The sequence below is a fragment of the Janthinobacterium leeuwenhoeki genome (assembly GCF_051380795.1).
Taxonomy (GTDB): Bacteria; Pseudomonadota; Gammaproteobacteria; order Burkholderiales; family Burkholderiaceae_D; genus Janthinobacterium.
The window spans coordinates 257,905-273,606 of record NZ_JBNYXT010000004.1; the positions used below are offsets into that span (position 1 = coordinate 257,905).

The 15,702-nt window shown below is 62.2% G+C and carries 10 protein-coding genes; 6 read left to right on the forward strand and 4 right to left on the reverse strand.

The genetic code is table 11. From position 1 onward, the window contains the following. Positions 1-95: 95 nt before the first annotated feature. Entirely contained in the window at positions 96-1,601 is a 1,506-nt protein-coding gene (locus ACQ4WS_RS05985; protein WP_436474553.1) for a DASS family sodium-coupled anion symporter, read from the forward strand. A 78-nt stretch (positions 1,602-1,679) separates the two neighbouring features. Here the strand turns inward: ACQ4WS_RS05985 and ACQ4WS_RS05990 are convergent, their stop codons facing one another. Then, a complete protein-coding gene (locus ACQ4WS_RS05990; RefSeq protein ID WP_436474555.1) occupies positions 1,680-2,582 on the reverse strand; it encodes a LysR family transcriptional regulator in 903 nt (300 codons plus the stop codon). Positions 2,583-2,728: 146 nt separating this feature from the next. Between ACQ4WS_RS05990 and ACQ4WS_RS05995 the strand changes: the two genes are divergently transcribed. Further along, the gene (locus tag ACQ4WS_RS05995; RefSeq protein WP_436474557.1) at positions 2,729-4,126 is read left to right on the forward strand and encodes an amidohydrolase family protein; all 1,398 of its coding nucleotides are present in this window, start codon (positions 2,729-2,731) and stop codon (positions 4,124-4,126) included. Between the two features lie 56 nt (positions 4,127-4,182). Here the strand turns inward: ACQ4WS_RS05995 and ACQ4WS_RS06000 are convergent, their stop codons facing one another. From ACQ4WS_RS06000 to ACQ4WS_RS06010, 3 genes are all read right to left on the reverse strand, one after another. Beyond that, positions 4,183-6,132 (reverse strand): FTR1 family protein, encoded by a 1,950-nt coding sequence (locus ACQ4WS_RS06000; protein ID WP_436474559.1) that lies wholly within the window; start codon positions 6,130-6,132, stop codon positions 4,183-4,185. A gap of 158 nt (positions 6,133-6,290) precedes the next feature. Continuing rightward, a complete protein-coding gene (locus tag ACQ4WS_RS06005; RefSeq protein WP_436474561.1) occupies positions 6,291-6,995 on the reverse strand; it encodes a hypothetical protein in 705 nt (234 codons plus the stop codon). Positions 6,996-7,096: 101 nt separating this feature from the next. Next, positions 7,097-8,134, reverse strand: a complete 1,038-nt coding sequence (locus tag ACQ4WS_RS06010; RefSeq protein WP_436474563.1) for a zinc-dependent alcohol dehydrogenase — start codon at positions 8,132-8,134, stop codon at positions 7,097-7,099. Between the two features lie 588 nt (positions 8,135-8,722). Between ACQ4WS_RS06010 and ACQ4WS_RS06015 the strand changes: the two genes are divergently transcribed. The 4 genes from ACQ4WS_RS06015 to ACQ4WS_RS06030 all read left to right on the forward strand — a co-directional run. Continuing rightward, the gene (locus tag ACQ4WS_RS06015) at positions 8,723-9,964 is read left to right on the forward strand and encodes a lipase family protein (protein WP_436474565.1); all 1,242 of its coding nucleotides are present in this window, start codon (positions 8,723-8,725) and stop codon (positions 9,962-9,964) included. A 99-nt stretch (positions 9,965-10,063) separates the two neighbouring features. Next, on the forward strand, positions 10,064-10,909 hold the full coding sequence (locus ACQ4WS_RS06020; RefSeq protein WP_436474566.1) for a phage tail protein: 846 nt from the start codon (positions 10,064-10,066) through the stop codon (positions 10,907-10,909). A 51-nt stretch (positions 10,910-10,960) separates the two neighbouring features. Beyond that, positions 10,961-11,959, forward strand: a complete 999-nt coding sequence (locus tag ACQ4WS_RS06025) for a tetratricopeptide repeat protein (protein ID WP_436474568.1) — start codon at positions 10,961-10,963, stop codon at positions 11,957-11,959. Positions 11,960-12,037: 78 nt separating this feature from the next. After that, on the forward strand, positions 12,038-15,702 hold a 3,665-nt coding region (locus ACQ4WS_RS06030; RefSeq protein ID WP_436474570.1), incomplete at its 3' end, for a YDG domain-containing protein.

The window sequence follows — 15,702 nt, forward strand, 5'->3', positions numbered from 1 at the left end:
CTTTGAAGGTGCGTTTTTCCTGCGCGCCAGCCCAAGACTCTGCGCGCACCATGCCGCTTGCCAGGATGCCTGACCCACAGCGAAAGGTAATAAAGATGTATACAACACTGCGCGACATGTTCCTGCATTTCAAGCAAGCCGTGCCATTCCGCCTCGTCCCCGCCCTGATCTGCACCGCCTTGCTGCTGAGTATGCTATTGCTGCCGGCGCCGGACGGCTTGACGCCCAAGGCCTGGGGCCTGGTGGCGATTTTCCTCACCACCATCCTGGCGATCATCCTGAAAGTCATGCCGATCGGCGTGATGGCCATGATGGCCATCGTTATCGTGTCCTTGTCGCAAGTAACGTCGACCTCGTCCAAGGGCGCCATCACGGATGCGCTCAGCAGTTTCTCGAATCCCCTGATCTGGCTGATCGTCGTGGCGATCCTGATTTCACGCGGGCTGAAAAAGACGGGGCTGGGCAGCCGCATCGGCCTGCTGTTCATCTCCCTGCTGGGCAAGCGCACCATGGGCATCGGCTATGGCCTGGCGATTTGCGAACTGGTGCTGGCGCCATTTACGCCGAGTAACACGGCGCGCGGCGGCGGCATCGTCCACCCCGTCATGAAATCGATTGCCAATGCCTTCGATTCGGATCCAGCCAAGGGCACGGAAGGTAAAGTTGGCACCTATCTGGCCCTCGTCAATTACCACGCCAACCCCATCACGTCGGCGATGTTCCTCACAGCCACGGCGCCCAATCCGCTGGTGGTCGACTTCGTGGCCAAGGCCAGCGGCCAGAGTTTCCACCTGACGTGGACCACCTGGGCCCTGTGCATGCTGCTGCCGGGCCTGGTCTGCCTGCTGCTCATGCCGCTGATCATCTACTGGCTGTCGCCGCCGGAACTGAAAGCGACGCCGGACGCCGTCACCTACGCCAAGGCGGAACTGAAAAGCATGGGCCCGCTGTCGCCATCGGAAAAAGTCATGCTGGGCACCTTCGCCCTGTTACTGCTGCTGTGGGCCAACGTGCCCGCCATGCTGTTCGGCCCCGCGTTTTCGCTCGATGCGACGGTGGTCGCCTTTGTCGGCTTGTTCGTGCTGATCATTACGGGCACCATCGACTGGGACGACGTGCTGTCGGAAAAGAGCGCCTGGGATACCCTGGTGTGGTTCGGCGCCCTGGTCATGATGGCCGAGCAGCTGAACAAGACGGGCGTGATCGCCTGGTTCTCGGCCGGCATGAAGGCGGCGATTGTCGCCAGCGGCATGGACTGGCTGCCGATAGCCGCCGTCCTGGTGCTGGTGTTTGTATTCTCGCATTACTTCTTTGCCAGCACGACGGCCCACATCAGCGCCATGCTGCTGGCCTTCCTGACGGTGGGCCTGCACCTGATTCCGGCCGCATACCACGTGCCGTTCATGCTGATGATGACGGCCGGCTCGGCCATCATGATGACCCTGACCCACTACGCGACGGGCACCTCGCCCATCATCTTTGGCAGCGGCTTCGTGACGATGGGCAACTGGTGGCGCGTCGGCTTCATCATGTGCGTGGTGGAATTGCTGATCTTTGCCGTCGTCGGCACGACGTGGTGGAAGGTGCTTGGCTACTGGTAAGGCACTACAACTCGTGCATATCGTGGTTTCAAAGCTGTGCACGCGATGCGCTGCGCCAGGAGGCAGCGCTCAGAGCAGTCAAATCAAGCTGGTATTGCTAAACAGCTCGGTCGTCCAATCGGTGAACGCCCGCATCGCAGGGGATAGAAAGCGCTGATGGGGGTAGAGTAGCGATACCGGCACCGGCGGCGGCCGCCTGTCGGCCAGCACTTCGACCAGTTTTCCGGCCCTCAAATGGTCGCTCACGAGAATCTCGGCCAGTTGCATCAAGCCGTGGCCGTCGAGGCACAGCTTGATGTACAGCTCAGTCTCGTTGACCGCTACCGTGCCAGGAACCGGCACGGCAATGCTGATACCGTTTTGGACGAAATGCAGATCGCCCCCTCGACGCGGTGTAGTGGAAAAATAGTGGACCGCCCTGTGTCGCTGCAAAACCTCCAGAGCCTCGGGAACACCGCGTTCGGCCAGGTAGGACGGCGCCGCGCAGGTGATCCAGCGCAGCTCGCCCAAGCGGCGCGCGATCAGCGTCGAGTCTTCTAAACTACCGGTACGGATGACGCAATCGACGCCTTCCTGTATCAAGTCCAGCTGGCGATCATTGACGCCAATCATCAGGTAGATGTCCGGGTAGCGTTGCTGGAATTGCCGCAACTGCGGCAGGATCACGGCATGGGCAATGCCGCCCGGCATATCCACGCGCAGCCGTCCTTGCGGGCGCTCACTCGAGCCTTGCAGGCTAGCTTCGGTGTCGGCTATCAGCTCGAGTATGTCGCGGCAGCGGTGAAAGTAGCGCTCGCCTTCCGGTGTCAGGCTGAGGTTTCTCGTGGAGCGGTTCAGCAGGCGCGTCTGCAAATGTGCTTCGAGCCGCTTGATGATGCCGGTGACCGACGAGGCAGGCAAGCCCAAGGTTTCTGCCGCGCGCACAAAACTCCTGCCCTCGACCACGCGAAGGAATACTTGCATTGCTTGTACGCGATCCATGTCTTGTCCGGTAGCGGTAAAGGGAAAGGCACTATAACTCAACATTGTTCGGATTTTCTGCATGGTGAAAACACTCGGGGCTACTTTTTCCGCGTGCCTGCCTGCAATAGACTGCGTGCAGCCCATAACTTGCAACAGGATTAACCATGCTTGAACACGCCCCCCAATTGCTGCCTATTCTCACGCCGCTTGCCACCGTCCCCCACAAGATGCTGATCCGGGGCGCGACCATCATCAGCATGGATGGCAATATCGGCAATTTGCCCAAGGGCGACATCCTGATTGCCGATGGCGCCATTGCCGCCATCGGCTTGCACCTGGAGGCTGACGGCGCCGAAGTAATCGATGCTGCAGAGATGATCGCCATTCCGGGCATGGTCGATACCCATCGTCATTCCTGGGAAGGCCAGCTGCGCCGCATCAATCCCAATGCGGCGACGCTCGAGGACTATTGCAACGCCACGCATTTCTCGTTTGCCAAATACTACCGGCCGCGCGACATCTACGTGGGCAACCTGGTCACGGCCTTGGGTTGCATCGATGCCGGCATCACCACCGTGATCGACAACTCCCACAACAGCCGCACAGGGGCGCACTCCGACGCGGCAGTCGAAGCACTGCTCGATACCGGCATCCGCGCGGTGCATGCATCTGGGGCACCTGTATCGGGCGTATGGGATGAGGCGCATTGGCCAGGCAACCTCGCACGGCTGCAGGCCAAGTATTTCACCAAATCCGACAGCCTGGTGACACTGGCCATGATGGCGCAGCTGGAACCGGAGCAGTGGGCCGTTGCACGAAAACTGGGTATTCCCATCGTGACCGAGTTTTTTGGCGGAGGCATGGCCGCCGAGCTCGAAGGTCTGCACCAGCAGGGCTTGCTTGGCAGCGACAACATTTTCAACCACTGCACTTGCCTGCCGGAATCGGGCTGGAAAATCTTGCGCGAGGCAGGCGTGCGCGTCAATGTCTGTCCCCGTTCGGATGCCCACTATGGTATCGAGGACGGCATGTACGCCTGGCAAGCGGCGCTCCACCACGGCATACGCCCTGGGCTGAGTGTCGACAACGAGACCTCATATAGTGGCGATATGTTCATGGAAATGCGTGTGGCCTTCTACCTGCAACGGGTCATGGGGCATGGCCAGCGCCTGCATGGACATCACCATGCGCCGGCGCCAACGAATGCGTTCCGGCTGCTGGAAGCTGCCACGATCGACGGCGCCGCTTGCGCGGGGCTGGAAGGGCGCATCGGCAGCCTGGCGCCAGGCAAGCAGGCCGACCTGGTACTGATACGCACCAGCGACCTCAACCTGTACCCGGTCAACAACGCCATCGGTACCGTGGTGCACGCGGCAGAGCGCAGCAACATCGATACCGTCATTATCGGCGGGCGCGTACGCAAACGCGGTGGCGTCGTGCCGGGAGTTGATCAGGCAAGGTTACGCGCCGCGATTGACGAATCTTGCGCTCATCTGTTCAATGCCGCCGGTTACCAGCCCGACCTGTTTGCCGAATCGTTCGCAGCGCTTCACCCGGCATAGGGCATTGCTCACGCCAGTACCGGAAGGAACAGCTTGCTCGTGCCGGTACTTCTGGATCAGGCTGGCTTGCGCTTGCCTGCCGCCACGCGGTTCCAGCCATAGCCGGCGACGATGATGACCAGGATGGCCGCCTGCGCCAGCAGGGTTTCCGCCGTGGGCAGGATGCCCAGCAGGTCGATGCGCATGAAATCGACGGGGGTGACGCCGACCCAGCCCGCTTCCTGCAGCGCGGCCACGCCTTTACCCATCAGTATCACGGCCAGTACGGCAACGAAGGCGGAAGTCCACGAGAAGAACTTGCCGATAGGCATGCGGGCGCTCGTGCGCAGCAGTGCCCAGGCGATCACGACCAGTAGCACGATGGCTACCAGGAAGCCGCCCAGCAGGGCGCCGCCGTTGCCATCCGCCGCCAGGGCTGAATAGAACAGCACGGTTTCAAAGACTTCGCGGTAGACGGCGATGAAGGCCAGGGCGAACAGGCCCCAGGCGGAGCGGCGCGACATCGCTGCCGTGAGTTTCTCGTGCAGGTATTCCTGCCAGCGTCCGGCGCTGCTCTTCTGGTGCATCCACAAGCCCACGCTGAGCAGGACCAGGGCAGCAAACACGGACCCAAGACCCTCGCTCACTTCACGGCTGGCGCCGCTGATGGTCACCAAATACGTTGCCGCCACCCATGTCAGGCCGCCTGCCACCAGCGCGCTGGCCCAGCCCGCATGCACATAGGGCAGCACATCATTGCGCTTGGCCTTGCGCAGGAAGGCGATGATGCCGATCACGATCAGCAGCGCTTCCACGCCTTCGCGCAGCAAGATCGTCAGGGCGCCGACAAAGGTCGTCATCGGCTCGGCCTTGGCGTCGCCCAGTTCCGCTTCCACGTGGGTAAACAGTTGCTGCAGCTTTTCGCCCGCCGCGTCGGCGTCGGCCAGCGTGCCCTTGGCCACGGCGGATCGGTAAGCCAGCATGGCGTTTTCCACCGCCAGCAGCAGCGATTTGTTGCGCGCGCCGACCATCGGCTCAATCGGCTCGAAGCCGTCCAGGTAGGCCGACAGGCCCAGGCGGGTGGCGCCCGCGCGGTCGCCCGCGTGCATGGCGGCCAGGCTTTCCGCCAGGCGCAAACGCGACGGGGCCAGGCCGGCCGGCTTGTGCGCCTCGGCCTTGCCAGGGTTGCTGCGCAAGTACGCCGTCAAGGCTTGCGCCTCGTCTGCACCGAGCTTGGCGGCAACGGCTTCCGGCGTCAGGGTCGTCACTGCGGCCAGGTCGGCGTACAGGTTTTTACTGCGCGGATCGTCCTGCCACAGCTTTTCGCCGCGCACGCTCGCCGCCGCATCGTGCGACATGCCGCCGACATAGAAAGCCAGGTCCCAGCGCTCGTTTTCGGACAACTGGCCGAAACTGGCCATCGAGGTGCCGGCCACGCCTTGCGAAATGACCTGGTACAGCGCCATCAGGCTGCGCGACTGCGCCCGTTCGCCATCCGTGAAAGCGATCGGCTTCGGTTCCAGGCTGGCTGCCAGCGGACCATCGCCGCCGCCGGCCACGCCATGGCACGAAGCGCACTGGGCCGCATACAGGGCCGCGCCGCGCGCCAGATTGGGCAGTACTTTCGGCGCTACGGGAATCGGGTAGGCAGCAATCAGCAAGCCATTCGCGTGGTGTGCCAGGCGTTTGACTTCCACGCCGTCCGCCTTGGCCACGACGGCCTGGCGCAGGTCGGCGATGGCGGCGGCGATGACCGCCTGCGAGGCGTGGGCGGGCAGGGCGGTGATCTGCGTCGTCGCGTTGTCCGTAAAATCGAGCATTTCCGCGTATTCCGCCTCGCTGACCACCTTGCCGTGCTCGACGGCGCCGCTGTAATCGACGGCAACGTAGTCAATCAATTGCCACAATTGCTTGGCACCGGCGCTGGCATCGGTCGCTTGCGCCTGCGCGCCTCCGGCCAGCAACAGGCTGAGGCTGGCGGCCACGAGCGGGTAGCAGACGAGCCATTTCTTGATAGAATTGAACATGATTCTCATTCTCATTTGTCGTTAACCCGGCGACTATAGGACAGACCGTGCGGGGTGTCAACGGCGCGCGGCTGCGCGTGGCGGCAAACAGCGCTGCCCTGGTCAATATGCTTGATCAGGGCAGCGTGCCTGGAGAATGGAACGAGGGGGAGTGAAGCCTATGGCTTGGATGCCGGTTTCGCGTACAGGCCCCTGGCCAGGCCATTGTCCGCATCATCCACTTTCAGGCCACCCTTGACGACGCGCAAGGCCAGCTTCTGAAATGCCTGCCCTCTGAGCCACTTTGAGTCGGTGACGGCGAAGGCGGCGATGCGTTCCTGTGCGCGCTCGGGCGGCACGGCCAGCCATTGATAGTCGACTTTTGCCCCCTGGCGGCGCAAGCCGGCGCGCACCCAGCGCTCCGACGCCGGCATGCGGACGATGGCGTCGCCGTTCGCCACGCTGATGGCCGTGGCCGTCTTGCCGCTGTGCGCTTCGAACTTCACTTCCACGCCGGCCATCGGCCCCAGTTGGGGGAAGCCGACGATGGCCACCCACAAGCCCGCTTCGGCGGGTTTCTGGATGCGCATTTCCGATTCCTCGAACACGCGAAACTGCGGCTCCTTGCCGCCGTTGCCCGCCACCAGGGTCACCATGTCGCCGGCAACGCGCCACTCGCCGCTGGCTTGCTCGTCGGTATTGCCATAACTGAGCATCCATTCGAAGGTGCCGTCCTTTTTCAGCAGCAGTTCGGAGCCCGTTTCCATGACGCCTTGCAGGTAATAGTGTCCGGGCAGCGAAGGCGCAGCCGGGTCAGCCGCGCGGGCAGCAAGTGGCCAGGCAAGGGCGGCGCAGGCCAGTAGGCCGCAGAGGGATTTCTTCATTTCTGTGTCCTCGATGTGTTCATTATGATATGCCATTATAGCAACGGCAATTCCTTGCCGTCGCAGCATAGAGCACACCGCCCGCGCGGCCGCAGTACTGATCAGTTGCTGCTGAAATCGAGCACCACGCGCGAAGCGACCTTGCCATGTTCCAGGCGGTTGAAGATATCGTTGATGGCCGACAGCGGCTGCAATTCGATGCCGGCCTTGACCTTGCCAGTGGCGGCGAAGGCGAGCGCCTCGGCCATGTCCTGGCGCGTACCCACAAAAGAGCCGCGTATCGTCACGCAATTGGCCACCACGTCGAACAGCGGCGTGGGGAAGTCGCCCGGCGGCAAGCCCACCAGCACGCAGGTGCCGCGCTTGCGCGTCATCGCCACCCCTTGCTGGAAGGCATTGATCGACGGCGCCGTGATCAGCACGCCGTGGGCGCCGCCTCCCGTCGCTTCGCGCAAGGCTGCCACGGGGTCGCCCTGGCGCGCATTGATGGTCACTTCGGCGCCCAGGGCGCGCGCGTGTTCCAGCTTGCCTTCATCGATATCGACGGCCGCCACGCGCAAGCCCATGGCCAGCGCATATTCGACGGCCAGGTGGCCCAGTCCGCCGATGCCGGACACGGCCAGCCACTGGCCCGGCCGCGCGCCCGTTTCCTTGATGCCCTTGTAACTGGTCACGCCGGCGCAGATGATGGGCGCCGCCTGCACGGCGGACAGCCCGTCCGGAATATGCGCGACGTAGCGCGGGTCGGCCAGGATGTATTCGGCGAAGCCGCCATTCTTGGTGTAGCCGCCGAACTGCGCCTCGGCGCACACGGTTTCCCAGGCGGCCAGGCAATGTTCGCAATGCCCGCAAGCCGAGTAAAGCCAGGGCACGCCGACCCGGTCGCCCAGTTGCACCTCGGTCACGCCCGTGCCCATGGCCACCACCAGGCCGATGCCTTCATGGCCGGGAATGAACGGCGGCGACGGCTTGACGGGCCAGTCGCCACGCGCCGCATGCAAATCCGTGTGGCAGACGCCGCACGCTTCCGTCTTGACGAGGATCTGGCCGGGGCCGGGCACCGGCACGGGTACCTCGCGCAGCACCAGCGGCTGGCCCAGTTCTTCGACGACGGCGGCTTTCATGGTAGTGGGTGTCATGGTATTCCTTTTGAAGTTGGTCATGCGTAGTGCAGGACGCAGGGCGTGAGCCATGGTCTCTTGCATAGAGACTTGCGAATGATCCTATTCTGCTGCACACGATACAAAAATTGATTGATCTACATCAATATAGTGGCGCACCTTACTTCAATATTTGAACTTTATCAGCCATCCACGCCACCATTCAATCCCTTCGGACGATGCTGTATATAAGACGCACTATGAAAGACGAGGTGCGCAATATGCCGATTATCCGATGCCGCCAATGAATTGAATGGTCTGGCCTCATTCCTCCCTCGTCCATAAGGAGGTGCTGGACGGCGTCACAATTGGTCACTTCCTGTGGGTATTGGTGGTTTGTTATTTAAGTAAGCCACTCACTATACTTAGGCAAATTGAACCCGATAAAGATATTGCCAAAGGAAACAATGGACATACCCCGATTCTCTCTCCATGCATCCGGCTTTCCTGTTTCTGGTATCGGAAAAAAATGTCTGCATATCCATCCTGGCGAGAAAAAAACCAGCTGACCCACTGTAGTTGGCGCCGTTTCTATTCCCCAGCGTTCCGCTTTTTTCACGAAAGTCCTTGGACAAGAAAGAGATCATGCCAGCAAATTTTGATGTTTTTCAGCAGACGTTCGCCCTGTCGTTGTTGTCGAATCTGGCTTCTGACTACATAGCAAACGAGCGTTATACCCCGGGCTCGCATGGCGACCCGCTGGAAGCCCAGCTTGCGGCGAATATCCAGGCGACGTTGCCCATGCCGGTGGTGACGGCGGGGCTGGGGAGCGGCTGGCAAATCGCCTGGGGGCCGGCCGTGTGGCGCGGAGCAGACTCCAGGGTGGCGCACAATGCGGCGCTGGTTTTCTACAACCCGGAAGTAATATATGAGGATGGGACCAGGGCTGCAACGTATGTCGTGGCCATTGCCGCCACCAATTTCATCTCCGGTTATGATTGGATCGTGGAAGATTTCACGGTGTCTTCAACCGTCAACTGGACGCAATACCATCCCGCAGTACCGTCTGCCACAGCCGTTTCACACGATGCTCTCATGCCGCTCATTTCCAAAGGCACGGCGACTGGCGTGGCACATATTGCAGCGCTGACGCCAACAGATCCGGCGCATGGAAAAACCAGTCTGTCCGACTTTATCCGACAGCTCAATGGCACGCTCAGCGAAGGCGCGCGCATCGTGTTCACCGGGCATAGCCTTGCCGGCGCGCTGGCCCCGACGTTTGCCCTGTACCTGAAGGAACACGGCGCCTTGTCGGCATTTGAACGGGTACTGGTTTACCCGACCGCGGGCGCGTCTCCCGGCAATGGCAGTTTTTCCAGGCGCTTTGCCTGCGCCTTTCCGCGCCAGGCTGGCGGAGAGCAACCCTGGCAGAGCTGGAACGTCTTGATCCACAACCAGTACGATATCGTGCCGCATGCCTGGTCGCTGGGCACGCTGCTGCAATTGCTGACCATTTATGGCAACTCCGATGCCGAAGGCGGGGTAAAGCTGCCGGAACTGATGTATGGCGTGGTGCTGGCTGCACTGGCCGATTCTGCCGCCTCGAAAACACTGTATGCCGCGCTGCCGGGCGCGCAACTTCCAGGCGCGCCTCCAGGTCCTGCCCCGGCAACGGCGGCGGCGTATCTGGCCATGGCAGGGATCGAGCATGTCAAGGCGTATATCGCCGAGATTCTCGGCGAGGATTTTCCTGCCATCGGACACGGCCCGACTGTTTCCGGCGTTATCGAACTCAAGGATGCTCAGCGGCGGATTGCGGAGCTGGTAAGCATTCTGGAAAAAATTCTTCATCCTGGCGCTGGCGGCTAGTGAAGGGCAGGTGCATCGATGACCTTCAAGCGCACTGGCAATGCAAAAAGTTTACGCAGTACATAAAACGATTGCTTTACATAACATAAAGGGGAAGTAATGAAATCTGTAGTCAAGAAGCACTTTTCTCGCGCCGCACTGATCGCCGGCATCGTATCGGCCGCCTGGACGCCGAACAGCTATGCCTGTTCCGACACCCCCGTCCTGGCGAGCATCTGCATCATGGCCGTGCCATTCAATTTCGGCAGTTTCAATCGGCAGTACGTGCTGGCCGCCGGCCAGGACATGCCAATCAATGCCAATGCGGCGCTGTATTCGCTGATCGGCACTACTTACGGCAACACTGGCACGAGCATGTTCAAGCTGCCTGACCTGCGCGGCAGGTTCGTGGTTGGCGCCAACGGCACGAGCTACATGGCCGGCGACAAGGCGGGGAACGATGCCATCAGTCTGACAGTTGCACAGTTGCCACCGTTTTCCATCAAGGTGGGCGCCATTCCAGTCGATCTGAGCAAGCTGAAGGTCAGCGTGGACTTACCTGCGCTGAACGGCACGGTAGCCATTGCCGCTGCCACGGGCACCGGCACGGTAACGGACTTGAAAATGAATGTGGCCAATACGACCAACGGCGTCGCTTCACCTTCGGGCGCCTACCTGGGCAAGGCACCTGCTGCTTCGTCCAGCATCTATGTCTCGTCGGCACCGGATGCGACGCTGAATGCCGGCGCCATCAGCGGCGGCAGCGTGTCGGTCACGGTTCCTGCCAGCACGGCCAGTGTGTCGATAGCCGCCCAGACGCTGGCAGGCGCCATTAGCGGCACCGCAACGGCCGCAGGCCCGACGATTACCTTCGGCGGCGGTGATGCAATTGATAACAGGCCGTCTTACATTGCATTGACGTACTACATCGCGGCCACCAACGGCATGTATCCAAGCCGGGACTAAGCTTGCCCTTGACGATCTGATCGTCCTTGAACCGGTGGCATGTGGATGCGCATGCCACCACTGATAACTTTATCTGGAGCATTTACTTTGCGTATCCTGGCTGTTGCAGCGCTGATCGCAGCGCTGCTTGTCGCGTTACAGGCCGGCGCCGCGCCACGCGAGCTGAGCACTGAATTGAAGCAGGCCGACAAGGCACTGGCCGCTCACGAATATGCGCTTGCCTACAAGGCATACGCACGCGTCGCCGCCCGCAACCCCCTGGCGCAATTCAACCTGGGCTTGATCGAGCGCGAAGGGTGGGGCCGCGCGCGCAATCCGGCCGCCGCCTGCGCCTGGTTCGGCAAGGCTGCGCAGGGCAACATTCCGGCCGCGCATCAGTTTTTTGGCGATTGCCTGGCTGGAGGGGGCGGCCAGGCGGCCGACGGCAAGGCGGCCGAAGCGTCGTACCGCAAGGCGGCGCAGGCGGGCATCGCCTATGCGCTGTGTTCTGCCGGTCAGATGTACATCCGCGGGCAGGTCGTCGGCAAGGATGTCGAGCACGGCCTGGGGCTGTGCGCGCAAGCGGCGCAGGCAGGCTCGGCGCCGGCCATGCTGCGCATCGCCGATTATTACAAGGATGGAACGGAAGTGCCGCAGAATCTGGCGGCCGCGCGTTACTGGTATCAGCAGGCCGCGGAAAACCGCGACCATCTGGCGCAATACCGCCTGGGCGTGATGCTGGGGCAGGGCGAGGGCGGCGACGCCAATCCGGCGCTGGCCCTGTCATTGCTGGAGCATGCCGCTGCCGAAGGGTATGCCCCGGCCTATTTGCCGGTGGCCATTCTGTATGCCAACAGCGCGCCGGACCCGGCCACTGGTGCGCTGACGCCGGCCAGCCTGGCGAAGATATATATGTGGAACAGCGCTGCCAGAGCCACCACAAACAATGCGGCAACACTGGCCGAGATCGAGCGTATTGCTCAACTGGTCAATCAAGTGATGCCGGCAGAGTGGAGGCCCGTGCTTGACCGGCGGGTTGCCGAGCATTTGGGCAGATTTTCTGCCAATTAATTAACGTACAGACAACAAGCGGCATGCCATCTGCGCATCGAGCCGCCAACCAGAGAAACCACCATGCGCCATGCTTCCATGAACAGAATTTATCGACTCATCTGGAGCCATGTGCACCACGCCTGGGTCATCGTGCCGGAACGTACCAGGGGCCGGGGCAAGGCCGCCAATCGCAGTATCCTCTTCAGCGCCTTGCTGGCCGCCGCCCCTGTCGCCATGGCGGGGCCGGCAGGCGGTCAGGTGACCGCCGGCAAGGGCTTCATCAGCCAGAACGGTGCCGCCACCACGGTGACGCAAGCGAGCCAGAACCTGTCATTGCACTGGCAGTCGTTCAATACCACGGGCCAGGAAACGGTCAATTTCGTCCAGCCGTCGGCCAGCGCCATTGCCGTCAACCGCATCGGCGACACGAACGCCACGCAGTTCTTCGGCCGCCTCAATGCCAATGGCCAGGTCTACCTGATCAACCCGAATGGCGTGCTGTTTGGCGCCGGATCGCACATCAACGTCGGTGGCCTGGTGGCCTCCACGCTCGATATCGGCGATGCGGACCTGAATGGCGCGACGCGCCATTTCAGCGGCAGCGGCAAGGGCAGCATCATCAACCAGGGGACCATCAATGCGGCCCATGGCGGTTATGTTGCTCTCATCGCCAATACGGTCAGCAATCAAGGCAGCATCAACGCGGGTGCGGGTGCGGCGGCGCTGGGCGCCGGCAGCGACGTCACGCTGTCGTTCGCCGGCGATAGCCTGGTGCATATGCAGGTCAAGCAGAGCACGCTGAACAACCTGGCCGAAAATGGCGGCCTCATCAAGGCCGACGGCGGCGCGGTCTGGCTTTCTGCCGGTGCCAGGGATGCGCTGCTGGCCAGCGTGATCAATAACACGGGCATCGTTCAGGCGCGTAGCGTGCAGAATGTCAACGGTTCCATTGTGCTGGCGGCGGGCAGTGCGGGCAGCGCGACGAATAGCGGCACGCTCGACGCGTCCGGTAGCGGCGGCGCAGGCGGCGGCAGCGCGAAAGTGCTGGGTGGCACGGTCAAGCTGGCGGCAGGCAGCGTGATTGACGTGTCTGGCGAGGGCGGCGGCACGGCATTGGTCGGCGGCAATTTCCTCGGTGGCGGCAGCGAGCAACGCGCGCACACCACCCTGGTCGACGCTGGCGCCTCGATCAAGGCCGATGCCATCAGCCGCGGCAATGGCGGCAATGTGGCGGTCTGGTCCGACAACAGCACGCAATTCAATGGCAGTATCACGGCGCGCGGCGGCGCGCTTGCCGGCAACGGTGGCAAGGTGGAGACCTCCGGCAAGGCCTTGAACGTCAACGCCAGCGCCGCCGTCAGTACGGCTGCGCCGCACGGCGCGGCGGGAGAATGGCTGCTCGACCCCGATGATATCCTGATCGGCAATGCCAGTATCTGGGGAAATGGTTACGGCATCAATATCGACACGCGCGTCCTGTCGACGGCGCTCAATAGTGGCAACGTGACCATCAAGACCACCGGCGCTTCCGCCAGTTGCACGGGCACGACGTGTACCCCTGGCAGCGCCGGCAATGGCGATATCATCATCCTCGATGGCATCGGTTTCGGCAATGACTACTCCGTCGTCGGCTATCCCAGCATCCCTAACTGGACCAGCAATACGACGCTGACGCTGAGTGCCTATCGCCATGTTCAGTTCAAATTAACTCATAATGTACCTTTTGCGGGAACGTTCAACGATCTTGGCGGAGGCATCGAGGCTCAAGGGGGCGGCAACATCGTGCTGAGGGCCGACAATGGCGCCAGGGGCATGGGCACGGTCATTTTTGACGACCCCAGCGCCATTCATAGCAATATTTTCCTCGTAGGTGGTGCAAGCGCCGTCAGCATCTATTACAACCCGAGCAGCTATGACACGCCGACGGATTATACGCTGTACATCAACAATCCCGGTCAGCTGACTGCTTATATGGCAGTCAATTTGAGCGCTACGATAGCACCCAAAGTCTATGACGGCACGATGAACGCCGGATTGGCCGGGCTCAACAGCTTGCTGACCATGCCGACCGGACTGACGCTCAATACTGCCGGCCAGGCGGCCACTTTTGCCGACAAGAATGCCGGCGCCAACAAGTCGGTGACGATCACTGGCGTCACGTTCAGTGGCGGCGGCACCACGATTGCCCATGTTGGCCGGCACTATTACCTGAATGGCCTCGACAGCAAAACGGGGACGATCACGCCCAAAAGCATCAACGTCAGCGGCTTGTCCGCCAGTGACAAGACCTACGATGGCACGACCAGCGCCACGCTCACGGGGGCGGGCATTTCGGCGTCAGACCTGGTTGGCGGCGATATCGTGTCCCTGGCCGGTGGCGCCGCCACTGGTACGTTCGCCGACGCCAACGCCGGTACTGGAAAAACCGTCGCCGTCACTGGCTATGCGCTGACGGGCATGGATGCGGCCAACTACACTCTGGTGCAGCCGGTCGGCGTGACGGCCACCATCCACAAGGCCGACCTGATCCTGTCGGGCGGCAAGACCTACGACGGCGGCACGTCCGTGGCGGGCGGCACGCTGACGGCCACTGGCGTGGCCGGACAGACCTTCAGCGTCACCGGCGCCGGCGACGCGTCCAACCTGGTAAGCAAGAATGTGCAAGCCGGTGCGGCACTGGGCAGCACCACGGGTCTCGGCCTGGGCAGCAGCGGCAATGGCGGCCTGGCGGGCAACTACAATGTGCTGGGCACGGCGGGCAGCAGCTATACCGTCACCGCCAAGGGCATCACCCTGACGAGCATCGGCGCCGTGGACAAAACCTACGATGCGACGACGACGGCGACCTTGAATACGGCGAATGTGGCGTACTCCGGCATGATCGCGGGGGACAACGTCACCCTGGGTGGCCAGGGTGTCGGCCACTTTGCAACCAAAGATGCCGGCGCGAATAAAACCGTTACCGTCTCTGGCTTCAGCCTGGGCGGCGTGGACGCCGGCAACTACGTCGTCACGCAACCGACGGGCCTGACGGCGACCATCGGCAAGGCGGACCTGGCGGTGTCGGGCATAGGCGCCGTGAATAAAACCTATGATGCAAGCGCCGGCGCAACACTGAGCGGCACGGCCGGCGTGAACGGCTTGCTGAGTGACGTCGTCTCGCTCGTCGGCACGGGTAGCGGCAGCTTTGCCGACGCCAATGCCGGTACTGGAAAAACCGTCAGCGTCAGCGGCTATGCGCTGACGGGCATGGATGCGGGCAATTACAACCTGGTGCAGCCGGCCGGCGTGACGGCCACCATCCACAAGGCCGACCTGGTCTTGTCTGGCGGCAAGGCCTACGATGGCTCGGCGGCTGTCGCGGGCAGCACGCTGACGGCAACCGGCGTGGCGGGACAGACTTTCAGCGTCAGCGGTTCCGGCGATGTTTCCAACCTGGCCAGCAAGAATGTGCAAGCAGGAGCGGCGCTGGCTAGCGCCACGGGCCTCATGCTGGGCAGCAGCAATAATGGCGGCTCGTCCATCAACTACAATGTGCTGGGCACGGCGGGCAGCAGCTATACCGTCACCGCCAAGGGCATCACCCTGACGGGCATCGGCGCCGTGGACAAAACCTACGATGCGACGACGACGGCGACCTTGAATACGGCGAACGTGGCGTACTCCGGCATGATCGCGGGGGACAACGTCACCCTGGGTGGCCAGGGTGTCGGCCACTTTGCGACCAAGGATGCCGGCGCGAATAAAACCGTTACCGTCTC